We start from the raw sequence: 23,152 nt of genomic DNA on the forward strand, positions 1-23,152 counted from the left end.
CGGTCCACCGGGTGGTTCCTCGTTCCGGCGGCTACTCGACCTTCGCCATCCGCGCCTGCGGGCTGCCCTCGGCCGCGCTGTCCGAGCGGAAGGTGAGGTCGTCCCCGGTCGGGGTCAGCCGGACGGTGTGGGGCTCGGGGTTGCAGCCGGAGTGGTTGGACCCGGCCCCCACGGCCGTGGCGACGACCTCCTTGTCCGTGACCTGCTTCAGGGTCAGCAGGTCGCGGCAGACCAGGCCGAGGACGTCCGTCTGGCGCAGCTCGCCCAGTTCGTCGCCCACCTCCGCCTGCCGGACCGTCAGCCGGAAGGTCCCCATGGGCAGCGAGCCGCCGAGACCGCTGCCCGGGCCCTCCCAGGTGCCGACGTAGCGGGCGGGCAGCGCGGACGGTCCGGCGCCGGAGGGCTCGGGGCCGGCGGGGTCGTCGTCGCCCGTGGTCGGCGTGGCGGCCGGGGCCGTCGAGGGGTACGCGCCGTCGGCGGAGCCGCTCCCCGTGTCCCCGGACCGTCCGGGCAGCAGGTCGAACAGGAACGCCGACCCCACCGTCACCGCGGCCATCGCCCCCGCGACCGCCAGCGCGACGGTGCAGCTCAGCCGTCTTCCGCGGCCGCCCTCGCCCGGTGTGGCGGCGGCCGCCAGGGTCACGGAGACCTTCCCGGGCCGTTCGCCGGACCGGCCCGCGGGCCCTTCCCCGGCCTCCTCCCCGGACCGTCCCCCGCTCTCCCCGCTCCGTCCGTCCCGCCGGGGCGCGGGCACCGCGTCCGCCGGAGTCGCCCCCGGCATCACGGGCGGCGGCCCGAACTCGCCCACCGTCGAAGGCGTCCGGACGTCCCCCGCCGTCGCGTCCGTCCGCGCCGGCCCGGACGCCGACGCCGGCGCCGCGGTGGGCGCCTGGCCCGCCGGCACCGACGGACTGCTGAACTCCACGGGCCCGGACACCGGTCCGGCCGCCGGTCCCGCGAACGGGCCCGCACCGCCCCCGGCGCCCGTCGCCACGGCCCCCGCGGCCTCCAGGTTCAGCAGCTCCACGGCGCGCCGCCCCACCTGCTCGACGACCGCCCCCGGCAGCCACCCGTCCGCCACCAGCCGCGCCGCCCCCTGCGGGGCGAGCCGCCGGGCCACCTCCTCCGGGGCCGGCCGCGCCCCCGGATCCTTCACCAGGCACGCCGCGACGACGTCCCGCAGCTCGCCGTCCAGCCGTCCGAGCACCGGCTCCTCGTGCACGACCTTGTAGAGCAGCGCGGCCGAGGAGTCCCCGGGGAACGGCGGCTCCCCGGTCGCCGCGTACGCCAGCACCGCCCCGAGCGAGAAGACGTCGGCCGCGCCCGTGACGCCCTTGCCGAGGATCTGCTCGGGGGCCATGTAACCGGGCGAGCCGACCGACACCCCGGTCGAGGTGAGCGAGGCCGTCCCGTCGGTGGCGCGGGCGATGCCGAAGTCGATCAGGAGGGGGCCGTCGACGGTCAGCAGGACGTTGGACGGCTTGACGTCCCGGTGGACGAGCCCCAGCGCGTGGACGGCCGCGAGCGCCTCCGCGAGCCCGGCCCCCAGCACCCGCGCGGTGTGCCCGGGCAGCGCGCCTCCGCCCGCGACCGCCGCCGCGAGCGAGGGGCCGGCCGCGTACGCCGTGGCGACCCAGGGCACGCCCGCCTCCGGGTCGGCGTCCAGCACCGACGCGGTCCAGTCGCCGCCGACCCTCCGGGCGGCCTCCACCTCGCGCCGGAACCGCGCGCGGAACTCCTCGTCGAGGGCGAGGTGCGGGTGGACGACCTTCACGGCGACCGTGCGGCCCCCGGCGCTGCGCCCCAGGTAGACCCGTCCCATCCCGCCGGACCCGAGCCGGCCGAGCAGCCGGTAGGGCCCGATCTCCGTGGGTTCGTCGGCTCCGAGCGGCTGCATGGCGTTCCCCTCTCCCCCGTCACGCCTCGACTGCCCAGCAGGGTAGTGGCCGGGGCGGGACACGGCGCGGGGTCAGCTCAGCAGCTCCACCTTCACGTCCGCCGGGAAGCCGGTCGTCGGGCCGACGCGGCGGGCGAACTCGACGACCGCCTCCAACTGGGGTGCGCCGAAGCGGAAGTCGAGGGTGGTGAAGTACCGCTCCAGCACCCGCTCGTCGAACGCCTCCCAGCGGGCGGCCTGCTCGGCGACCTTGCCGACCTCCTCCAGGGAGAGGTTGCGGGAGGCGAGGAAGGCCTCGTGGACCTGGCGGGTGATGACCGGCTCGCGCTCCAGGTAGTCGCGGCGGGCGGCCCAGACCGCGAAGACGAACGGCAGGCCGGTCCACTCCTTCCAGAGCGCCCCGAGGTCGTGCACCTCCAGGCCGTACCGGGGGCCGTCCACCAGGTTCGCCCGCAGCGCCGCGTCGCCGATCAGCACCGCGGCCTCGGCCTCCTGCATCATCAGGCTGAGGTCGGGCGGGCAGGTGTAGTAGTCCGGCGAGACGCCGAAACGGTCCGCCAGCAGCAGCTGCGCCAGGCGCACGGAGGTGCGCGAGGTCGAGCCGAGGGCGACGCGGGCGCCGTCCAGCCGCTCCAGCGGGACCTGCGAGACGATCACGCAGGACATCACCGGGCCGTCGCAGCCGACGGCGATGTCGGGGAAGGCGACCAGGTCGTCCGCGTTCCTCAGGAACTCCACGAGGGTGACCGGCCCGATGTCGAGGTCTCCCCGCACGATCTGCTCGCTGAGTTTCTCCGGAGTGTCCTTGGTCAGCTCGAAGTCGAGGAGGGTGCCGGTTCTCGCGAGCCCCCAGTAGAGGGGCAGGCAGTTCAGGAACTGGATGTGGCCGACGCGCGGCCGGGTGCGAGAATTGTCCACATCGCGAGACTAGACCCCGTCCGGTACGCTGCGGACTCCGGCCCCCTGGTCAACCCCCTCCCCGGATCTTCAAACATCCGGGTGACGTGATCTTGACCCCTATTGCATTCGGCTGCCCGCGTGCTAGGCTCGCCGCAAGTTGCAGTTTGGTTTCCCTTGCAGTACAGAGCCTGCGGAGCATGTGACCGCGGGCTCTTGACGTTTTCAGAAGGATGCAGTTGTGCAGCACTGTTTTCACACTTGCAGGTTCTGGAGCAGGGCAACCCTTTGAGCCCAAGGAGGGCTTATGGCTACCGGAACCGTGAAGTGGTTCAACGCCGAAAAGGGCTTTGGCTTCATCGCCCAGGAAGGCGGCGGCCCCGACGTCTTCGTCCACTACTCCGCGATCAACGCCTCGGGTTTCCGTTCCCTCGAGGAGAACCAGCAGGTCTCCTTCGACGTGACCCAGGGCCCGAAGGGCCCGCAGGCGGAGAACGTCACCCCCGTGTGATCGTCACACCTCGTGTGATCGCAGTCTGAAAGCAGTACCCAAGGAGCCCCGCGCCGTCCGGCACGGGGCTCCTGCCTTTTCCGGGCTCCCGCCTTTCCCGGGCCCCGCCGCCCCGGCCCGCCGTACGCCCGGATGAATTCCCGGCGAATTCTTCCGCCCTCTCCCCTTTCGCCACCCCTTTCGCTTTCCCCTCCCCCACTCCCTTTCGCCCTCTTTCGCCTTCCCTCTCGCCCTTCACACGTGCTGCACGACGAGCACGAAGGCCGTTCCCGGCGCCCCGTACGAGGGGGGCACGTCGCCCCGGTACGGGGCCGTGCGTCCGGGACGGTTCACTCGACCGGCTCGCCGATGGAGTGGTCGACGTCTCGTTCGGCGCGATCGCCGTCACCGGCGGACCGCCGGTCCGGGCGCCGGTGCCGCAAGCCCTCACCTGGTTGTTTCCCCCTGTCGGCCGAGGCGGTGGCCCCGCCTGCGACGGGCGCGCGCCGACCGGGGGCGGGGGCGTCGCCGGGTGGGCGCGGCCGGCCGGGGCGCCGATCGACGGCGTGCCGGCGACGGGGGTTCCCCGTTCGGACGCGGCCGGGAGGGGGAAGCGGGCGCCGTTCGCCGTGGTGGTGCCGGCGACGGCGGGGCTGCGGGCGGCGGGCGCGACGTGACAAGCTGATCGTGTGGACGACACGGAACGGGGCGGCGGCCCTTCCCCCGGAACGCCGGTGAACCGGCTGGCGCTCGGCATCTCGGTCGGCACCGCCCTCGGCGTCGCGCTCGGGCTGACCGTCTTCGACGACCTCGGCCTCGGCCTCGCCCTGGGCCTGGGCCTGGGCACGGCCATCGGGGCCTCCGCCGGACGCACCGCGCGCGATCCGGCCGACGACGGCCGAAGCGAGGGCGACGACCGGTCGGCCTGAATAGGCTCCCGGCCATGACCGACGCCGACTTCCTCACCGCCACCCGCACGTTCTACGACGCCGTCGCCGACGACTACGCCGAGCACTTCCGGGACCCGCTGGCCGCCCTGCCGCTGGACCGCGCCGTCCTCACCGCGTACGCCGAACTCGTGGGCGAGGGCGGAAAGGTGGCCGACCTGGGCTGCGGCCCCGGGCGGGTCACCGGGTACCTCGCCGCCCGGGGCCTGTCGGTGTACGGACTCGACCTCTCGGAGTCGATGCTGGCGATCGCGCGCCGGGAGAACCCGGCGATCCGGTTCGAGCAGGGCTCGATGCTGGACCTGGACGGGCACGCGGACGGCTCGCTCGACGGCGTGGTCTCCTACTACTCCTCCATCCACACCCCGGTGGAGGAACTCCCCGCCCTCTTCGCGGAGTTCCACCGCGTCCTGACCCCGGGCGGCCATCTGCTGCTCGCCTTCCAGGCCGGCGACGAGCCCCGCCGCCACGACCGGCCCTGGGGCCACCCGGTGGCCCTCGACTTCCTGCGGCGACGCCCCGAGACGATGGCCGGCCTGCTGACGTCGGCCGGCTTCGACGTCCGCGTCCGGACGGTACGCGAGCCGGACCCGGACCGCGGCGAGAACGTCCGCCAGGCCTGCCTCATCGCACGCAAGCCCTGACCCGAACGGGCGGGCACCCGGCGGCCGGGCGGAAGGGTGTGCGCCGGCCGACCGGGACACGACGGCGGAGGCGGCGAATGCCCGGAAGCAGCCGCCTCCCCCACCAGCATCCACGTCCGCGGCTCCAAGGCCGCGGACGGCCCCCACCTCGCCCTCCCCCCGCCGCCCGGGCCCGCTTCCTCACGCACGCCGTGAAGTGACCGCCGGATTCGCCGACGTCGCCTCGAACGCCCCGCGTTCGAAGGTGAACGGGCCAATCGCCAGCTCGCCCCAGTGCGGGCGGTGCGGCTGGTGGAAGGACGACCAGGTCACCGTCGTCGGCGTCGCGGTGATGCGGGCCAGGAGGGGCCAGCACCCCCAGATGCCGCAGGAGCAGCCGAGGAGCGGGGCGCTGTCCGCGGGGGTCAGGAAGTGGGCGGGGCGGTCGGCGAAGTCGGCCACGCCGAGGCCGTCGTGCTGGTCGCGTACGGTCTCGGCGAGCTCCGCCTCGTCGTCGTCGAACTCCCCCTCCAGCTCCCGCCGCCACAGCTCGCGCGTCGCGTCGGCCGCGTACGCGCGGAGGTCCCTGCCGTCGACCCGGACGCCCCAGAGGAGGGAGACGGGGTGCTCGGCCCACGGGTAGTGGAAGAACTCGATGCGGTTCACGGGCCGCATCCTCCCGGGAACGGCCCCGCCCCGCGAACGCATTACTGCGGGTAGAGACCCTCCACCACGTCCGCGAAGTCCCGCATGATCGCCTCGCGCCGCAGTTTCATGGAGGGGGTGAGGTGGCCGTCCGTCTCGGTGAAGTCCCGGGGCAGGACGGCGAAGCGGCGGATCGACTCGGGGCGGGAGACCAGCTTGTTGGCCTCGTCCACCGCCCGCTGGAGGACGGCGTCGAGTTCCTCGTCGCCGATCAGCAGCTCCGGCGGCACGGGGTGCTTGCCGTTCATCTGGCGCCAGTGGGTGAGGCCGTAGGGGTCGAGGGTGATCAGGGCGGAGACGTAGGGGCGGCCGTCGCCGACCACCATGGCCTGGGAGATCAAGGGGTGGGAGCGCAGCCAGTTCTCCAGCGGGGCGGGGGCGACGCTCTTGCCGCCCGTCGTGATGATCAGCTCCTTCTTGCGGCCGGTGATGGTCAGGTAGCCCTCGTCGTCCAGCTCCCCCAGGTCGCCGGTCGCGAGCCAGCCGTCGGGGGCGGCGGGGACGACGCCGCCGGCCGCCGGATCCCAGTAGCCGCGCAGGACGTGGTCGCCGGCGATCAGGATCTCGCCGTCGGCGGCGATGCGGATCTTCGTGCCGGGCAGGGGCCAGCCCACCGTGCCCAGGCGCGGCCGCAGCGGCGGCGTCACGGTCGACGCGCCGGTCGTCTCCGTGAGGCCGTAGCCCTCGTAGATCTCGATGCCGGCGCCCAGGTAGAACGCGGCGAGGCGGCGGCCCAGCGGGGAGCCGCCGCAGATCACGTGGCGGACGCGGCCGCCCATGGCGCTGCGGATGCGGCGGTAGACCAGTGGGTCGTAGAGGGTGCGGGCCGCGCGGAGGGCGGCGCCGGGGCCGTTTCCGGTGCCGGTCTTCTGCGCCTCGACCGCCTCGCCGTACCGGACGGCCGCGTTGACCGCGCGGTCGAAGGTGGCGACCCGGCCGCCCGACTCCGCCTTCGCGCGGGCCGTGTTGAAGATCTTCTCCAGCATGTACGGGATGGTGAGCAGACAGGTGGGTCTGAACGCCGCCAGGTCCGGCAGGAGTTCCTCCGGCCTCAGGCTCGGGGCGTGGCCCAGGCGCACGCGGGCGCGGACGCAGGCGATGGCGACCATCCGGCCGAAGACGTGGGACATGGGCAGGAAGAGGAGGACGGAGAGGTCGTCGCCGGACGACCTGAAGACCGGGTGGAGCAGTTCGATCGCGTTGTCGACCTCGGCGAAGAAGTTGCCGTGGGAGAGGGCGCAGCCCTTGGGGCGGCCCGTGGTGCCGGAGGTGTAGATGAGGGTCGCGAGGGTGTCGGGGACCAGCATGCCCCGGCGGATGTCGACCTCGGCGTCGGGGATGTGCCCGCCCGCTTCGGCGAGGTCCTCGACGTGGCCCTTCTCCATCACCCACACGTGGCGGAGGTCGGGCAGCCGGTCGCGTTCGGGGCCGATGGCCGCCGCCTGTCCGACCGTCTCGGTGACCAGGACGACCGCGCCGGAGTCCTGGAGGATCCAGCGGACCTGGAAGGCGGAGGAGGTGGGGTAGACGGGGACGGTGACCAGGCCGGCGGCCCAGGCGGCGAAGTCGAGCAGGGTCCACTCGTAGGTCGTGCGGGCCATGATGGCGATGCGGTCGCCCGGCATCAGGCCCTCGGCCACGAGCCCCCTGGCCACGGCGTGCACCTCGGCGGCGAATCGTTCCGCCGTCACGTCCGCCCAGGTGCCGTCCGGCGCCCTGCGGCTGAGGACCACCGCGTGCGGGGCCGCGTCCGCGTTCTCGAAGGGCAGGTCGGCCAGCGACCCGTGGGTCACCCGGCGCGCGAAGGCCGGCACGGCGGCCTCCCGCACGGCGCCGTCCAGCCGTCGCGTCTCGGGTGCCACGAAGGTGGGGGGAGCGTCGCGGTCGACGTAGGCCTCGGCGCTGTCTGGGTACGGCGTGGACGTGGACACGGGCGGCTCCCTGGGCGTGCAGTTCGTACAACTGCTTGCTGCCTGAAGTACGTGCCTCTCGGGTCGAGGCGTTCACCGGATCCCCCCGGAGAAGGGGGTTACCACCGGCCGGATAGGGGGAGGGTACGGGGCTGACATGGGGGGTCTGTGAGCGTTCGGGGATGATCCGGGGCCGGGGGTGTGCAACCTCGGAGGGTTGGTGAGCGACCCTCAGGTTCGTGTCCCCGCAAGGGAGGACGGCTGCGCGACGGTCATGTCCTGCGCCGGCGCCGGTCCCGGACGGTGACGCCCCCGACCCCTTGCTCAGGCCCGTTCCAGGATCGCCGTCACCCCCTGGCCGCCGGCCGCGCACACGGAGACGAGGCCGCGGGCCGGCCCCTCCCGCTCGGCGAGCAGCTCGGCGAGCGTGGCGACGATCCGGGCGCCGGTCGCCGCGAAGGGGTGGCCGGTGGCGAGGGACGAGCCCGCCACGTTCAGCCGGTCCCGGTCGACCGGCGCCAGCCCCCGCTTCTCCCAGGCCGCGAGCGTGGCCAGCACCTGGGAGGCGAAGGCCTCGTGGACCTCGACCAGGTCGAAGTCCTCGATGCCGAGGCCGGCCCGCTCCAGCATGCGCGGCACCGCGTGCGCGGGCGCCATCAGCAGCCCGTCCTCGCCGCCCGCGACGTCACCGCGCACGAAGTCCACGGCCGCCGTCTCGTACGCGGTCAGGTAGGCCAGCGGCTCCAGGCCGCGCGCCTCGGCCCACTCCTCGGAGGCCAGCAGCACCACGGCCGCGCCGTCCGTCAGCGGTGTCGAGTTGCCCGCCGTCATCGTCGGCTCGGGGCCGTCGAGGCCGAACACCGGCTTCAGCCGGGCCAGTTTCTCCACCGTCGAGTCGGGGCGCAGGTTCTGGTCGCGGGTGAGGCCGCGGAAGGGGACCACCAGGTCCCGGAAGAAGCCGCGGTCGTAGGCGGCCGCCAGCCGCTGGTGGCTGGCCGCCGCCAGTTCGTCCTGGGCCGTGCGGCCGATGCCCCAGGCGCGGGCGGTGACCGCCGCGTGCTCGCCCATCGACAGCCCGGTGCGCGGTTCGGCGTTGCGCGGGATGTCGGGGACCAGGTGGGAGGGGCGCACCCGCGCGAGGGCCTTGAGGCGGGCCCCCGCCGACCCGGCCCGCCGCGCCTCCAGCAGGATGCGGCGCAGGCGGTCGTTGACGCCCAGCGGGGCGTCGCTGGCGGTGTCGGCGCCGCCCGCGACCGCCGACTCGGTCTGGCCGAGGGCGATCTTGTTGGCGGCGGCGACGACGGCCTGGAGTCCCGTGCCGCAGGCCTGCTGGACGTCGTACGCGGGGGTGCGCGCGTCCAGCGTCGAGCCGAGGACGGTCTCGCGGGCGAGGTTGAAGTCGCGGCTGTGCTTGAGGACGGCGCCGGCGACCAGCTCGCCGACCGAGCCGGGGACGTCCAGCCCGTACCGGGCCGCCAGGCCGTCGACCGCCGCCGTCAGCATCTCCTGGTTGGAGGCGGTGGCGTACGGGCCGTCGGAGCGGGCGAACGGGACACGGGTGCCGCCGACGACCGCCACGCGACGGACCTCCGGCCGGTTCACGGGGCTCATCTCGACCAGCTCCTCACCTTTGACATAGGCTTACCCTCGGTAACCTTACTCTAAAGTAAGAATCAAGCGAGGAGTTGGACGTGGCCGACCGCTATCTGGGCCTCACCGCCACCGCCCCCGGCCGTTTCCTCACGCGGCGGCTCGGCCTGCCCCAGCCGGCGGCGCTCCGGCGCTGGTCCCCGCAGCACCCGTCCCTCGACGGCGGCCTGCTCCACCTCACGGCCGGGACGTCCGCGCTCGACCTGGCGCCCGTCCTGGCCCGTACGGGGCTGACGGCCGCGGCGTCCGACCCGGCCGCCGTCGTCCTCGACGCCACCGGCGTCCGGGACGTCGACACGCTCGCCGAGGTGCACGCGGCCCTGCACCCGGTCGTGGGGTCGGTCGCGGCGAGCGGACGGATCGTGGTGCTGGGCGCGCCCCTCGACGCCGGGGACCACCACCGGGCGGCCGTCCAGCAGGCGCTGGAGGGCTTCACCCGCTCCCTCGGCAAGGAGATCGGCCGGGGCAGGACCGTGAACCTGGTCCGCCTGACCGACGCGGCCGCCGCCGAGTCCACCCTGCGCTTCCTCCTCTCCCCCAAGTCGGCCTACGTCAGCGGCCAGGTGATCGGCGTGGGCGCGGGACCGGTGGGCGAAGCGGACGCCGTCGATCGGGACCGTCCCCTGGCCGGCCGCACCGCCCTCGTCACCGGCGCCGCCCGCGGCATCGGCGAGGCGGTCGCCGAGACCCTGGCCCGGGACGGCGCCCGGGTCGTCGTGCTCGACGTGCCGCAGGCCGAGCCGGACGCCCGCCGGGTCGCCGACCGGCTGGGCGGGCGGGCCCTCGCCCTGGACATCACGGCCGCCGACGCGGGCGAGCGCATCGCCGCCGAACTCCCCGACGGACTGGACGTGCTGATCCACAACGCGGGCGTCACCCGGGACCGACGACTGGTCAACATGCCCGCCGACCGCTGGAGTTCCGTCCTCGACGTCAACCTCGCGAGCGTGCTGCGCACCACCGACGCGCTGCTCGCCGAGGGCGCCCTGCGGCCGGGCGGGCGGATCGTGGCGACCGCCTCCATCGCCGGGCTCGCCGGCAACGCGGGGCAGACGAACTACGGCGCGAGCAAGGCGGGCGTCGCCGGCCTGGTCCGCGCCCTCGCGCCGCGCGCGCTCGCCGAGCACGGGGTGACGGTGAACGCGGTCGCGCCGGGCTTCATCGAGACGAGGATGACGGCCGCGGTACCGCTGCTCATCCGCGAGGCGGGCCGCCGCATGAACTCCCTGGCCCAGGGCGGGCTGCCCGTCGACGTCGCCGAGACGACCGCCTGGCTCGCGCATCCGGCGTCCGGGGCGGTCAACGGACAGGTCGTCCGGGTGTGCGGCCAGAGCCTGCTGGGGGCGTGAGAGGTGACGACGACCCTGACGAGCCCGCCCGCCCTCGCGCCGCTGCTGGCCCGCGGCGCCCTGCTGTCCCCGTTCAAGCGCCCGCGCCCGGACGCCGACTACCCGCGCGCCCGCCTGCTGCTGCCCGGCCTGCGCGCCGACCTGGCGCAACTGGCCGCCTACGAGCGGGTCTGCGGCTTCCGCACCGGCGAGGACACCCTGCCGGTCACCTACCCGCACGTCCTCGGCTTCCCCCTCGCCATGCGCCTGATGAGCGGCCGGGACTTCCCGCTCCCCCTGCTGGGCCTCGTCCACACGTCGATCGAGATCACCCGCCACCGCCCCCTGCCGGCCGGCGGCGCCTACGAACTCGGCGTCCACGTCGAGTCGTTGTCCCCGCACCGCCGGGGCACCGAGGCGGCCGTGGCGACCGTCCTGCGGGACGGCGGCGAGACGGTCTGGGAGTCGCGCAGCACCTACCTGGCCCGGCACCGCACCCCCCGGTCCGCTCCGCCCGGGCAGCCCTCACCGCCCGCGCCGGCGGCGCCCCTCCCCGTCCTCGAGGAGTGGCGGCTCGCCGCCGACGTGGGCCGCCGCTACGCCGCCGCCTCCGGCGACCGCAACCCCATCCACCTCCACCCCCTCACCGCCCGCCTCTTCGGTTTCCCCCGCGCCATCGCCCACGGCATGTGGACGGCGGCCCGCTGCCTCGCGGCCCACGGAACGCCCCAGGCGGTACGGGTGCGCGCCGAGTTCCGGGCCCCCGTCCTGCTCCCGGGCACGGTCGCCTTCGCCTCGGACGGCGGGCGCTTCGAGCTGCGGGAGGCGGCGGAGGGCGGACGGGTCCACGTCAGCGGACGGGTGGACCCGCTCACCTCATGACGGCGGGGTGGCCGCGATCTCCTCCCTGAGCCGCAGGGAGGCTCGCACGTCACCCTGATGTGCCGTCGGCCGGGCGTCGGACAGTTGCCTGCGCAGGGCGACGGCTTCGGCGACGGCGGTCAGGGCCTCCTCGCGCCGGCCGAGGCCGTGCAGTTGGACGGCCATGACGTGCAAGGCGGCGGCGAGGCCGGACAGATGGGCCTCGGGGCGACGCGCGGCCAGGTGCCGGAAGGCGGCCAGCGCCTCGGTGGCGGCGGTGAGGGCCTCCTCGTACCGCCCCTCGCTCCCCAGGAGACCGGCCAGGACGCGGAGGCCGGCGGCGAGCTGCGGGAGGTGGGCCTCCGGCAGGTGCGCGGCCGGCTCGCGCAGGAGGCCGACGGCCTCCGTGACGGCCTGGAGGGCCGTCTCCCTCCGTCCCGCCCCGTCCAGTTGGACGGCCAGGTTGACCAGGCTCTCGGCCAGGGCGGGCAGATGGGCCCGCGGGTTGCGCCGGGCCAGGTCGCGGCGGAGGGCCACGGCCTCGTGGGCGGCCTCCAGGGCGTCCTCGCGCCGGCTCCGGTTCCCCCGGTGAACGGCCAGGAGGTCGAGGCTCTCGGCCAGGGCGGCGGCATGGGCCTCGAAACCGGCGGCGGTCAGCCGGCGGCGGAGGTCCACGGCCTCGGAGACGACCGCGTCCCCCTCCCCGTACCGGCCCAGCCGTGCCAGCTGCACGGCCCACGTGTGCAGGCTTTCGGCGAGGTCGGACGAAGCGTCGTCGAGGTCGAGCCGGGCCTGGCCGCGGCAGAGGTCCACGGCCTCGGTGACGGCTTGCAGGGCGTCCTCGACACGGCCCACCCGCCCGTACTGGACGGCCAGCGTCTGCAGGGACGAGGCGAGAGCGGAAGGATCGACCGCCTGGGTGCGCCGTAGCTCGCGCTGGAGCTCGACGGCCTCGGAGGCGGCCGACAGGGCCTCGTCGTCCCGGCCCAGACGGCCTTGCTGAACCGCCAGCGTCCGCAGACTGGCGGCGAGCCCGACGAGACGGCCGTGCGGATCCGCCTCGGCGAGGCCGCGGCGGATCCGCACCGCCTCGGCGGTGGACTGCAGTGCCTCCTCGGCCCGGCCCAGCCGCCCCTGCTGGAGGGCCAGGAGGTCGAGGCAGTCGGCGAGGTCGGGCAGGTGGCCGGCCGGGTCGTCCTGAGCCAGTGCGCGGCTGACCCCGATCGCCTCGGTGAGGGCGTCCAGCGCGTCGTCGCCCCGGTCCAGCTCCGGCCCCGACAGGAGCTTCGCGTACTCGGCGAGGGCGCGCACGTGGCCGCGTCCCAGGACGGCACGCGGGAACGGGGACGTCCTCGCCGTGTCCTCGGTGAGGAAGCGGTAGTGGTGGATCCCCTCTTCCAGGCTCTGCAACGCCTCTTCCAGCCGGCCTCGCCGTGCCGACCGCAGTGCGGAACGGACCAGTTCTCCGGCCAGGTGGGGCAGATAGGCGCCGGGATCGCTGTTCGTGACCAGCTCGCGGTAGAAGGGAACGGCGGGGACGAGGGAGTCCGGGGTGGGTTCGGTCCGCCGGCTCCCCCATTGCCGCGGGTCGTAGCGGGGGTTGGGGAGGCAGAAGTGCGGGCCCGCCCACGTCTCGCCCAGGACATGGACTTCCGTCCCCAGTTTCCCTCGCACTTGATGGACGAAGAAGTCGATCCCCAGGAAAGGCTCTCCGGCATCCGCTCCGCTGCTCGACGGTCCGCGGGTGAGATCGTCCAGGACCTCGGCCACGGCACGGGTCAGCTCACCCGCCCGGACACCCGACGGGGGGACGAGGACGACGAGGTTCGTCCCGTCGTCCCGCGGGGGGACGAGGTCGGGGGACGGCGCCCTGATGACACGCGTGCCGCTGCCCTGCCGCGTCTCCAGGATGCCGCGGTCGACCAGTGTCCTCAGTGCTCGCTGCACGGTGTCGCGGGAGACGTCGTACTCCTGTGCCAGTGAGCGCTGGGGCGGCAGGAATCCGCCCACCGGAAGGTCTCCCCTGCCGATCCCTTCGAGCAGTGACGTGACGACGCGCCGCACGGGCCCCGGTGCGATGTCGGCCACCGGGTCCGCCGTGCTCTCCGAAGCCTCCACGTCGAGGACGACGAGGCAGTGCCGCAGGGACAGCCGACCGAGGTGTTCCATCAGCTCCTGAACGGCCAGGGCGGTCGTGGGGAGCGCGTCCGTCCGGGTGTCGCGGCAGGCGATGTAGTGGTCGCCGCGCGGTGAGGTGAGGCCGTGGGCCGCCACGACGATGACACCCGCGTATCCCGTCGTCTCCCGTGCTTCCCGCGGGGACCTGACCATGGCGTCCAGCACGCGCCGGACCGACCTGTGGTCCGGCGCGTCCGTCCGGCGCGGATCGACGTCCGCGAAGCGGCGGTCGCCCAGCCGGTCCGAGCCCCACCACTCCGCCAGAGCCTCCAGCTGCTGATTCACCCTGAGCGGTGACAGCTGCGGGTCCTCGTACCGGTCGACGCCGATGCCGCAGAACACGTGGGGGAACGGGTGACGCCGCTCCGCGTCCGCCTCGGCGTCCGGCAGCTGGAACACAGCGCCCCGCGCGGTGCGCAGCCGCAGCGGGCCGGGCGGGACCGGGCGGGTGGCGTACCCGCCCTCGGCCAGGGTCAGTTCGAGGACGGTGTTGTCCTCCGCGTCCAGGACGCCGAGCAGTCTCGGGTGGGTGTCCGGCACCGGGACGCTGCGCGCGTCCGCGGAAGGGGCGAGGTCGCCGATCTCGATCTGCCCGTTCCGCCGGCGGACGCCGAGGTGCACGTCCCCGACGAGGTGGGCCGGCTCGACGGCGTCCTCGACGCCGGGGGGCACGCGGAAGGAGGCGAGGGCGCGGCTGTCGGTGAACAGGTGGCGGGAGAGCTGCGCCATCTTCCACGCGGTGGGGGTGTCGCGGACCGCCTGGGGGAGGCGCTCCCAGGCGGCGGCGAACCACTCCGTGACGCTGGTGCGGTTCTCGGTGACCACCGACCTCAGCGCCGGTCTGAGGGCCGCGTCGAGCTCGTCCGTCCGGCCGGTGGCGGTCAGCCAGTTCAGCTTCTCCTCGAGTCTGAGGGCCGGCGAGAGATGGGTGTGGACCTCGTCGACGATGTCCCCCACCTGGTGCAGGGGATCCGCCGCGGGAGCCCTGGCGAGCAGGTCCCCCAGCCGCCGCAGGAGGCCGGGCCGCTCCTGCGGCCTGAGGACCAGACCGCTCGGCGCCCGCGTGCGGACCAGGTCGCTGAACCACAGGTCGGTCTCGGCCTCGACGCCCAGCCGGGGGAAGGCCCGCAGCCGCACGGCCCTGATGAGCGCGGGCTCGGCGCGCACCGCCACGCTCAGGGCCGCGGCGAGGTCGTACGTCACGACGGGTTCCGCGTCTTCCTGAGTTCCGCGGCGACCGCGGCCGCCGTGGTCCGGCGGTCCCAGGGCAGCACGGCCAGCCGGTTGCGCAGCCCGCTCGGCACCCGGTGCGCCGGGAACGGCACGAGGGCGACGGCCGTGCACTGGGCCCGGTGCACCCTGTCGAGGAAGCCGCGCCAGTCCCGTACGGACGCGGCGTGCAGGCGCTGTGCGCGGCCCGCCCGTCCGAGGTCGGACAGGAGCAGGACGCGGGTCCCCCGGGCCGGCGGCCGGTACGGGAGCCAGCCGGCCCGCCCGCCCCGGCCCGCGCCCCGCAGGGGGCAGTCCGCGAAGTACAGGACCTCCAGGTGTTCGACGCCGATCAGTCCCCCGAGCTGGTCGACGACGGCTTCCTGGTCGTCGGCGAACGCCGCCATGCCGTCGCCCAGGTCGACCAGCACCTGGACGCCGAACCGGAGCGTGGAGCGGGGCACGCGCGGCAGCTCCCGGCAGGCGACGCCCCGGGCGACGGCGTCGACCAGGGCGCCGACGTCGGGGGCCCCGCCGACCGGGGTGCGGGTGGCGAGGGCGCCGCGCAGGACGGCCGGCGCGGCGCGGGGCGGCAGGAGCGGTTCGAGGGCGCGGGCCGGCCGGCCGGTCGTCCGCTCCGGCAGGGTGGGCGTCCCCTCCCAGTCCACGGCCGGCGGCGGTCCGGCGGAGACCCGCACCAGCGGGGGGAAGAGGACGGCCGGTACGCGGGGCTCCGGTGCGGGCGCCTCCCGGTCCTCTCCCGGCTCGGGCCCGGTCCCGGGGATGCGGGCGGGCCCGCCGTCCGCCGCGGGGAGACGGAACACCGGGCCCGGTTCGTCCCCCGGCCGCGGTTCGCGGGCCGGGGGCACCGGCCGGGGAGGCACCGGCTCCAGGCCGAGCAGCGACGCGATCACGACCGCCAGCTCCGGATCCGCGTCCAGAGCGGTGAGCGCCTTCAGCAGGTCGCTCAGCCAGACCTCCGGCCGCCCGCTCACCACTGGTCCGTCCGTTTCAGCAGGGCCATGTTCACGAGCATCTCCCAGCGGGGGTCCGACTCGGTGACCTCCAGCCGGCGGCACGCCTGGAAGGCGTCCAGGAACTCGGCCGTACTGGGCGGACGGGTGCCGTCGTGCTCGGCCTTCTCCCGCTCGGCGACCAGCGCCCCGGCGAGCGCCCGGGCGACGACGAGGTCCCGCCGGTCCCAGCCCGTCCCGTAGGTCTCGAGGTGGCATGCGGCCACCTCGACCAGCTTGTCCGCCGTGGGCTCGGGGAGCGTGACGCTGAGGCAGCGCCGCAGGAACGCGCCGGGCAGTTCGCGCTCCTCGTTCGTGGTGACGACGATCAGGAGGGCGGCGCCCTCGCCGCCGTCGTCGCCCTCGCCCGCGTCGCCGGCGCCGTCCGGCCGGCACCGCTGGACGGAGTCGCCGGTCTGGGTGACCTGGAAGCGCCCGCTGCCCAGCGGTACCAGCAGGCCGTTGGGGAGGTCGGGATCCGCCTTGTCGATCTCGTCGACGAGGACGACCGTGCCGCGGGGCGAGCGGGTGGCGTTGATCTCGGCGTACGGTTCCCTCGCCGCGGCGACGTCCGCGGGCGGCCCGGCGTCCGGCCGGCGCCCGCGGGTCCTCGCCGAGGCGGAGTCGAACGCCCACCACAGCACGCCCGGCTCCACGTAGGCCCGTGTGTCCGCGAGCCGCTGCGCCTGGGCGTCACCGAGGCGGCGGACGTGGTCGTACGTCCACAGCAGGTCCTCGGCCTGGGTGCGGGAGGTGACCACGTGCTCGTAGTAGCGCCATCCGCGTTCCCAGGCGACGTGCGCGGCGAACGACGACTTGCCCGAGCCGGGGGCGCCCCTGAGCAGCAGGGGCCGGTCCGTGGCGAGCGCCACGTCGACGGCCAGGCCGAGTTCCGGGGAGACGACGTACGCCCTGCCGTCACCGTGGTCCACGGGCGCGGAGGACGTCGGTGCGACGGTGGGCTTCTCGGCCACGGCGGGTCCCTTCTCCTCTTCCTCGCCGTCAGGCATGGGGGCCCACCCTGTCGGCCATGGTCCGCAGCATGCGGTCGTACCGGTCGGCGTCGGTCTCGTCCGCCCGGTCCAGCGCGGGCCGCAGGAACCGGACCCGGTCCTGCCCGCACCGCCAGTCCTCGTCCGGCACCTCGTCCCCGGTGAGCACGAGGACGTTGAGCCAGGTGTGGGCCCCGGCCAGCTCGCTCACCAGCTGCACGGCGCGGCGCGCGGGCCGGCCGGCGGGATCGACGACGAGGAAGACGACGTCCTTGCCGAACGGGCCCACGCCGTCCAGCGGCTGGTCCTTCTCCAGGCCCACCTTGGGCCTGAGGGCCGCCTCGCAGTCCGCGACGAACGTCTCCGGATCCACCAGGCTGACCTGCGCCACCTGGTACTGCAGGTGGCAGCAGGAGGCGCGCTGGACGTAGCGGGTGCCGATGTCGGGGCTGCTGGTGTTGACCGCCGCGATGACCCGGTCGCCGCCGGTGGACAGGAGCTGTCCGGCGGCTTCGGGGTCGACCCAGACGGGGGCCAGGAGTCCGACGAGCACACCGAGGTCCGGGCCGACCAACCGGCCTATGTTCGTGAGGGCGTTGTAGATGCTGGTACTGGGCGTCCGGCCCAGCATGCGCCGGGCGAGGAACTGACGGCCCTCGTCGGCGGTGACGAACGGCTGGGTGTCGTCCTCCGTCAGCTCGCGGGCCGCGGCGTGCAGCGCCGCCCCCTCCCTGACCCGGCCGAGGCAGGAGACGATGCCGTCCAGCCATATGTACATCAGCGAGCTGTCGTCCCGGAGCGGCTCCCCCGCCGCGATGGTCAGCCTCTTCGCCACCTCTTCGGCGAGGTCCTCGGGCGAGAGCCGGTCGTCGGCCGTGTCCTGCGCGACGAGCAGCCCGTCGGGTCTGGGCTTCCTGAAGGCCTGGAGCTCCAGGATCTGCGCCATGTCGGTGCCCCGGATGTCCGCGGAGGTGACCCCGTCCAGCAGGACGGGGACGAGCGTCACCGGTGAGCCCAGCGCCTTGCGCCACAGCAGCATGTTGACCTCGCGGCGGACCCACGGGGAGGTCAGGGCGGCCCGGTTGAGCAGGACCACGGCGGCGCGGCACTCGGCGAGGTACTGGTACAGCCGGTCGCGCCACAGGTCTCCGGGGCGCAGGTCGTCCATGTCCACCTTGACGGCCCAGCCCTGGTCGGTCAGCCGTTCCTTGACGGCTCTCGTCACGCTGCGGGCGTTGCCCGTCCCGTCGTGATCGCTGTGGCTGATGAACGCCATGTGCATGGACCGCTACCCACCCCGCCCTCGCATCCCCCGGTCGAGGTTGGCAGCTCGTGTGACGCAGCGTCAACCGTCGGACACGGGAGCCGGCCAGGGGCGCCCCTCCATCAGGTCGCCCAGCCCGGCCCAGGCGAAGTTCATCAGGGTCGCCGCGGCCTGGCGGGCCGTGACGCCCTCGGTGGCGTTGGCCCAGGCGGCGAGGGACTCGGCGGCACCGACCAGGGCCTCGGCGAGGCCGGCGACCTCGTGGGCGGGCAGGTCGGGGTCGCGGTGCGCGTCGCGGGCGGCGACGGCGATCAGCCCGGTGACGAACGCGACGATCTCCGCGCGCATCGCGGCGACCTCGGCGGCGAAGGGCTCGCCGTGGGTGCGGGCCTGGAGGTGCAGCACGGACCAGGCGTGCGGGTGCTCCGCGGTGTGGGCGAAGAAGGCCAGCAGGCCGTGCCAGAGCAGGCGGTCGGCCGGCAGGCCGGTGTGCACGCCCGCGCGCACCGCCTCGACCAGGGCCTTGGCCTCGCGCCGGATGCAGGCGGTGAAGAGGTCTTCCTTGGAGTTCAGGTACAGGTACACCAACGGCTTGGACACGCCCGCGAGTTCGGCGATCTCGTCCATGGAGGCGGCCGTGTACCCCCGCCGCCCGAAGATCTCCACAGCTGCGTCCAGCATCTGCTGCTCACGGACCGCACGCGGCATCCGCTTGGTCTTCACGGCACCCATGGGACCAGCCTAGTTGGGGGCGCCGGGGTGCCCGGCCGGACGACCGGGCACGGTCCGGGCCGTGCCGGCCCGTTCCCGGCACGGGTCAGGAGCTGGGCGGCGGTCCGGTGATCGCGGTGACGGTGACGGTCGCGTTGTACGGTTCGGGGCTGCTCGCGGTGCTCGTGCAGGTCACGTTCGTGGCGAAGTCGCAGAGGCCGTCGGGGTACTCCCTGGGGAGCGCGAGGCCGCCGGTGGCGGTGATCCGTCCCTGGGCGTCGACCGAGCCGAGCGCGAAGTTGACGAAGACGTTGTCCCCGGTGAAGCCCGCGCTGGTCTGCCCGGCCTCGATCCTGGTGCCCGTGCCCGGGGTGATCGTGCAGGGGTTCCGGCTCTGGCACTGGGCGTAGACGATGGGCCCGCCGGTCGCGTTGGTGATCTGGTACACGGTCAGCACGTCGGGGCTCGCGAGTCCGACGCTGTGTCCGGTGCCGGCGGTGTGGTTGCTGCCCGTGAGGAGGTCACGTCCGGCGATGGTGTTGTGGTCGCCGTTGGTGATGATGAGCGTTCCGCCGGGGGGCGTGTCGTGGCCGTCGTCGGCGCCGGACCGAGCGGCCGCGGGCGCGGCGAGCGCGGTGACGAGTGACGCCGCGGCGAGGAGAGAGAAGGCGGCTCTTGTGAGCATCCCAGGTCCTTTGTCCAGTTTTATGCCCTTTTCCTACTTTTTGGAGAATAGGTTTTCCGGGCGGGCCGGGCGTGCGGACACTCCGGCCCCGACTGGACTTGTCGACGCGCCGCTCCGGCGGACGCGGGACCTACGACGCCTGTTCCCGCGGGCGGGCGGCGTCCACGGCCTCGTCCTCCTGCGACCGGTTGGCCTCCAGGCCGGCCTTCATCCGGTCCACCCGGCGCACGACCGTCTCCGAGGCGCGGTCGCGCTCCTTGCGCAGCACGACGAAGCTGATGGGGGCGGAGAGGACCAGCGCGAGCAGGACGATCCACATCCCGTTGGAGTCGCCGAGGCCGCGCGGGACCACACCGAAGTAGACGAGCCCCCAGACGGCCACGAGGCAGCCCGCGAAGACACCGAGGCGCATCAACGTGTAGCGGAGCATCTCAATCCACTCTTCCGATTCCACAACGGACCGTCGTCCAGTGAAGCACGTCGGACGGCCGATCTTGCAGGGGGGTGGCCGGGGGGCCGGGCGGTCACAGCAGCGGCAGCAGCATGGTGACGTCGTCGCGGTCGTCCCCTTCGGCCACGCGGATCGCGGCGGGGACGCGGCCGACCTCCTTGTAGCCGCAGGAGCCGTAGAAACGCTCCAGACCGAGGCCGCCGCGGCAGCTGAGCTGGATCGCCTCGATGCCCTCGAAGGTGCGGGCCGCGCCCTCGGCGGCGGCCAGCAGGTCGCGCCCGTGGCCCCGGCCCTGGTGGCGCGGGTGCACCATCACCGTGTACAGCCACGCCCAGTGCGTCTTCAACCGGTGCGTGTTGAACCCGAAGAACGCGGTCGCGGCCACCTCGCCGGCCTCGTCGTGCCCGACCAGCAGCCGCATCCGCCCCTCGGCCATCGCCACGAGGTGCCGGACCAGCTCCGGCCGGACCTCCTCCCGCGTCACCGGCGCCACGAAGCCGACGGCGCCGCCCGCGTTGGTGACGTCCGTCCACAGGTCGAGGATGCCGTCGCGCAGGGCGGGGCCGACGGCGGGGTCGAGAGTGAAGGTAAGGGACACCGGACCATGGTAGGACTTACGGCCGCGCCGGCCGCCGAGTGCCCGCCCGTCACCGACGGAGCCGGGCGGCGGGGCGGGCTCGGGCGGGGTCCAGGGGACCGCCCCCCGGACGGGTCGAAGGGGCGGGACCCCTCCGGGTCACACCCGCATCGGCTGCGGCGACTCGCGGCGTGCCGGGTCCGGGCCCTCGTACTCGCGGATGATCTCGTACCGCGTGTTGCGCTCCACCGGGCGGAAGCCGGCGTCGCGGATGAGGTCGAGGAGGTCCTCGCGGGTCAGCTTGTTCGGGGTGCCGTAGTTGTCGGCGTCATGGGTGATCTTGTACTCGACGACCGAGCCGTCCATGTCGTCGGCGCCGTGCTGGAGGGCCAGCTGGGCGGTCTGGACGCCGTGCATGACCCAGAAGACCTTGACGTGCGGGACGTTGTCGAAGAGCAGGCGGGAGACGGCGAAGGTCTTCAGGGCCTCCGCGCCCGTGGCCATCTGCGTCCGGGCCTGGAGCCGGTTGCGGACCTTGCCGTCCTTCATGTCCACGAAGTCGTGCTGGTAGCGCAGCGGGATGAAGACCTGGAAGCCGTTCGTCTCGTCCTGGAGCTCCCGCAGGCGCAGGACGTGGTCGACGCGGTGGCGGGGCTCCTCGATGTGGCCGTAGAGCATGGTGCACGGGGTCTTGAGCCCCTTCTCGTGCGCCAGGCGGTGGATCCGCGACCAGTCCTCCCAGTGGGTGCGGTGGTCGACGATGTGCTGCCGGACCTCCCAGTCGAAGATCTCCGCGCCGCCGCCGGTGAGGGACTCCAGGCCCGCGTCGATCAGCTCGTCGAGGATCTCGGAGGCCGACAGGCCGGAGATCGTCTCGAAGTGGTGGATCTCCGTGGCCGTGAAGGCCTTCAGGGACACGTTCGGGAGCGCCGCCTTCAGCTCCCGCAGCGAGCGCGGGTAGTAGCGCCACGGCAGGTTGGGGTGCAGGCCGTTGACGATGTGCAGCTCGGTGAGGTTCTCCGACTCCATCGCCTTGGCGAGCTTGACGGCCTCCTCGATGCGCATGGTGTACGCGTCCTTCTCGCCCGGCTTGCGCTGGAAGGAGCAGTACGCGCAGGAGGCCGTACAGACGTTGGTCATGTTGAGGTGCCGGTTGACGTTGAAGTGGACGACGTCGCCGTTCTTCCGCGTCCGCACCTCGTGGGCGAGCCCGCCGAGCCACGCCAGGTCGTCCGACTCGTACAGCGCGATGCCGTCCTCACGGGTCAGCCGCTCACCGGATCGGACCTTCTCCTCCAGCTCGCGCTTGAGCCCGACGTCCATGGTCATCCTCTCGTAGACAGACTCCGCCCACCGTACTCCCCCGCCCTCCGGGCGGGCGGTCCCCCCGAACGGCGCCGGACGCGCCCCGCGTCCTAGACCTCTTCGGGGAGGTCGCCCACCCGGTTCTCCCACTTCGTGGAGAGCACGATCGTCGTCCGGGTCCGGGAGACGCCCTTGGTGCCGCTGAGCCGCCGGATGATCCTCTCCAGGCCGTCGACGTCGCCGGCCCGCACCTTGAGCATGAAGGAGTCGTCGCCGGCGATGAACCAGCAGTCCTCGATCTCGTGGAAGTCCTTCAGCCGGGCGGCCACGTCCTCGTGGTCGGCCGCGTCGGAGAGGGAGATGCCGATGAGGGCGGTCACGCCGAGGCCGAGGGAGGCGGCGTTCACCGTGGCCCGGTAGCCGGTGATGACCCCGGCCGCCTCCAGCCGGTTGATGCGGTCGGTGACGCTGGGTCCCGACAGGCCGACGAGGCGCCCCAGCTCCGCGTACGAGGCCCGGCCGTTCTCCCTCAGGGCCTGGATGAGCTGCCTGTCCACCGCGTCCATGCGATCGAGCCTTCCGATGAAGAGGTCTGAGAGTTCTTGGGGTTCCGCAGTTCCTGAAGGTGGTGCAGGGTGCCGCCGGGTCCGGCGTCAGGCGGGCCGTCGTGCGCCGCCGAGATCGCCCTCCCACCGGCGGTAGAGCCGGTGCGGCGCGCCCGCCGCGTCGAGGACCCGGCCGGCGACGAAGTCGACCAGGTCCTGGATGTGGGTGGCGCCCGCGTAGAAGGCGGGGGAGGCGGGCACGACGCTCGCGCCCGCGTCGTCCAGGGCGACGAGGTGACGCAGCGTCTGCCCGTTCAGCGGGGTCTCCCGCACGGCGACGACGAGGGGCCGGCGCTCCTTGAGCGTCACGCTCGCCGCCCGCTGGAGGAGGTCCTTGGACAGTCCGAGGGCGACGCCCGCGACACAGGCCGTGGAGGCGGGGACGACGAGCATCCCCTTCGTCGCGTACGAGCCCGAGGACGGCCCCGCGGCCAGGTCCCCGGCGCCCCAGTACCGCACCCGGTCGCCGACGGCGTCGAGGTCCGCCTCGAAGGCGTCCGGCTTGCCGTCGGCGCCCCGCGCGAGCCATTCCCGCAGGTCGTCCCGCCAGTGCGCGTCCCGGAAGGAGATCCCCGTCTCGTCGAGCAGCGTGAGGCGCGAGGCCCGGCTGACGACCAGGTCGACGCTCTCGCCGGCCGCGAGCAGCGCCCGCAGGACAGCGGCGGCATAGGGCGTACCGGACGCCCCGGACACCCCCACGATCCAAGGCACGCGCTGCGTTTCTCCTGCGTTCACACCTTGAGCGTACCGGTGGGCGGAAAGGTCTTCAGGACCGGTGGGGGCGTGGGGGTCCACGGGGAGCGGGGCCGTGGGGGCCGTCGGCCCGCCCGGCGGCGCACCGCCGTGCGGGCCGG

General features: G+C 74.1%; 21 protein-coding genes. 5 read left to right on the plus strand and 16 right to left on the minus strand.

Translation table 11 applies throughout. The features are described from left to right. Positions 1-31 precede the first annotated feature (31 nt). Both ACH4F6_RS23740 and ACH4F6_RS23745 read right to left on the minus strand, forming a co-directional pair. Positions 32-1,897 carry a serine/threonine-protein kinase gene (locus ACH4F6_RS23740; protein ID WP_397962298.1) on the minus strand — a complete coding sequence of 622 codons (1,866 nt, stop codon included), beginning with the start codon at positions 1,895-1,897 and terminating at the stop codon, positions 32-34. Positions 1,898-1,969: 72 nt separating this feature from the next. Further along, positions 1,970-2,815 (minus strand): menaquinone biosynthetic enzyme MqnA/MqnD family protein, encoded by an 846-nt coding sequence (locus tag ACH4F6_RS23745; RefSeq protein WP_397962299.1) that lies wholly within the window; start codon positions 2,813-2,815, stop codon positions 1,970-1,972. A 286-nt stretch (positions 2,816-3,101) separates the two neighbouring features. Between ACH4F6_RS23745 and ACH4F6_RS23750 the strand changes: the two genes are divergently transcribed. The 3 genes from ACH4F6_RS23750 to ACH4F6_RS23760 all read left to right on the plus strand — a co-directional run bounded on the left by ACH4F6_RS23750 (position 3,102) and on the right by ACH4F6_RS23760 (position 4,875). Next, positions 3,102-3,305, plus strand: coding sequence for a cold-shock protein (locus ACH4F6_RS23750; protein WP_003992177.1), 204 nt, complete (start codon positions 3,102-3,104; stop codon positions 3,303-3,305). A 668-nt stretch (positions 3,306-3,973) separates the two neighbouring features. Continuing rightward, positions 3,974-4,213, plus strand: coding sequence for a hypothetical protein (locus ACH4F6_RS23755; protein ID WP_397962300.1), 240 nt, complete (start codon positions 3,974-3,976; stop codon positions 4,211-4,213). 14 nt (positions 4,214-4,227) lie between these two features. Next, complete coding sequence (locus ACH4F6_RS23760) at positions 4,228-4,875, plus strand: class I SAM-dependent methyltransferase (protein WP_397962301.1); 648 nt, start codon at positions 4,228-4,230, stop codon at positions 4,873-4,875. 180 nt (positions 4,876-5,055) lie between these two features. Here ACH4F6_RS23760 and ACH4F6_RS23765 read toward each other — a convergent pair whose 3' ends face one another. From ACH4F6_RS23765 to ACH4F6_RS23775, 3 genes are all read right to left on the minus strand, one after another. Next, positions 5,056-5,520, minus strand: a complete 465-nt coding sequence (locus tag ACH4F6_RS23765; protein ID WP_397962302.1) for a hypothetical protein — start codon at positions 5,518-5,520, stop codon at positions 5,056-5,058. Between the two features lie 41 nt (positions 5,521-5,561). Beyond that, positions 5,562-7,490 carry an AMP-dependent synthetase/ligase gene (locus ACH4F6_RS23770; protein WP_397962303.1) on the minus strand — a complete coding sequence of 643 codons (1,929 nt, stop codon included), beginning with the start codon at positions 7,488-7,490 and terminating at the stop codon, positions 5,562-5,564. A 303-nt stretch (positions 7,491-7,793) separates the two neighbouring features. Further along, on the minus strand, positions 7,794-9,080 hold the full coding sequence (locus ACH4F6_RS23775) for an acetyl-CoA C-acetyltransferase (protein ID WP_397962304.1): 1,287 nt from the start codon (positions 9,078-9,080) through the stop codon (positions 7,794-7,796). 80 nt (positions 9,081-9,160) lie between these two features. Here ACH4F6_RS23775 and ACH4F6_RS23780 point away from each other — a divergent pair, with 80 nt between their 5' ends. Then, positions 9,161-10,468 carry a 3-oxoacyl-ACP reductase gene (locus tag ACH4F6_RS23780; protein ID WP_397962305.1) on the plus strand — a complete coding sequence of 436 codons (1,308 nt, stop codon included), beginning with the start codon at positions 9,161-9,163 and terminating at the stop codon, positions 10,466-10,468. 3 nt (positions 10,469-10,471) lie between these two features. Further along, the gene (locus ACH4F6_RS23785) at positions 10,472-11,329 is read left to right on the plus strand and encodes a MaoC family dehydratase (protein WP_397962306.1); all 858 of its coding nucleotides are present in this window, start codon (positions 10,472-10,474) and stop codon (positions 11,327-11,329) included. On the opposite strand, the gene ACH4F6_RS23790 is transcribed toward ACH4F6_RS23785, so the two are convergent. The 11 genes from ACH4F6_RS23790 to ACH4F6_RS23840 form a co-directional block, all read right to left on the minus strand. Then, complete coding sequence (locus ACH4F6_RS23790; RefSeq protein WP_397962307.1) at positions 11,324-14,689, minus strand: GntR family transcriptional regulator; 3,366 nt, start codon at positions 14,687-14,689, stop codon at positions 11,324-11,326. The genes ACH4F6_RS23785 and ACH4F6_RS23790 overlap by 6 nt on opposite strands. After that, complete coding sequence (locus tag ACH4F6_RS23795) at positions 14,686-15,690, minus strand: hypothetical protein (RefSeq protein WP_397962308.1); 1,005 nt, start codon at positions 15,688-15,690, stop codon at positions 14,686-14,688. The genes ACH4F6_RS23790 and ACH4F6_RS23795 overlap by 4 nt, the downstream gene beginning before the upstream one ends. After that, a complete protein-coding gene (locus ACH4F6_RS23800; RefSeq protein ID WP_397962309.1) occupies positions 15,687-16,718 on the minus strand; it encodes an AAA family ATPase in 1,032 nt (343 codons plus the stop codon). Before ACH4F6_RS23800 ends, ACH4F6_RS23795 begins: the two co-directional genes overlap by 4 nt. Then, complete coding sequence (locus ACH4F6_RS23805; protein WP_397962310.1) at positions 16,711-17,982, minus strand: toll/interleukin-1 receptor domain-containing protein; 1,272 nt, start codon at positions 17,980-17,982, stop codon at positions 16,711-16,713. The genes ACH4F6_RS23800 and ACH4F6_RS23805 overlap by 8 nt, the downstream gene beginning before the upstream one ends. Positions 17,983-18,045: 63 nt before the next feature. Then, positions 18,046-18,696 carry a TetR/AcrR family transcriptional regulator gene (locus tag ACH4F6_RS23810; RefSeq protein WP_397962311.1) on the minus strand — a complete coding sequence of 217 codons (651 nt, stop codon included), beginning with the start codon at positions 18,694-18,696 and terminating at the stop codon, positions 18,046-18,048. Between the two features lie 85 nt (positions 18,697-18,781). Then, positions 18,782-19,360 carry a hypothetical protein gene (locus tag ACH4F6_RS23815; RefSeq protein WP_397962312.1) on the minus strand — a complete coding sequence of 193 codons (579 nt, stop codon included), beginning with the start codon at positions 19,358-19,360 and terminating at the stop codon, positions 18,782-18,784. A 130-nt stretch (positions 19,361-19,490) separates the two neighbouring features. Then, entirely contained in the window at positions 19,491-19,790 is a 300-nt protein-coding gene (locus ACH4F6_RS23820) for a DUF4229 domain-containing protein (protein ID WP_397962313.1), read from the minus strand. Between the two features lie 94 nt (positions 19,791-19,884). Continuing rightward, positions 19,885-20,409: a GNAT family N-acetyltransferase gene (locus tag ACH4F6_RS23825; RefSeq protein WP_397962314.1), complete on the minus strand. Its 525-nt coding sequence runs from the start codon at positions 20,407-20,409 to the stop codon at positions 19,885-19,887. A 138-nt stretch (positions 20,410-20,547) separates the two neighbouring features. Then, entirely contained in the window at positions 20,548-21,711 is a 1,164-nt protein-coding gene (mqnE, locus tag ACH4F6_RS23830) for an aminofutalosine synthase MqnE (protein WP_397962315.1), read from the minus strand. A 92-nt stretch (positions 21,712-21,803) separates the two neighbouring features. Beyond that, positions 21,804-22,259 (minus strand): Lrp/AsnC family transcriptional regulator, encoded by a 456-nt coding sequence (locus tag ACH4F6_RS23835; protein ID WP_397962316.1) that lies wholly within the window; start codon positions 22,257-22,259, stop codon positions 21,804-21,806. A gap of 87 nt (positions 22,260-22,346) precedes the next feature. Beyond that, complete coding sequence (locus ACH4F6_RS23840) at positions 22,347-23,009, minus strand: UbiX family flavin prenyltransferase (RefSeq protein WP_397962317.1); 663 nt, start codon at positions 23,007-23,009, stop codon at positions 22,347-22,349. Positions 23,010-23,152 lie beyond the last annotated feature (143 nt).

The sequence above is a fragment of the Streptomyces sp. NPDC017936 genome (assembly GCF_044328485.1).
Classification (GTDB): Bacteria; Actinomycetota; Actinomycetes; order Streptomycetales; family Streptomycetaceae; genus Streptomyces.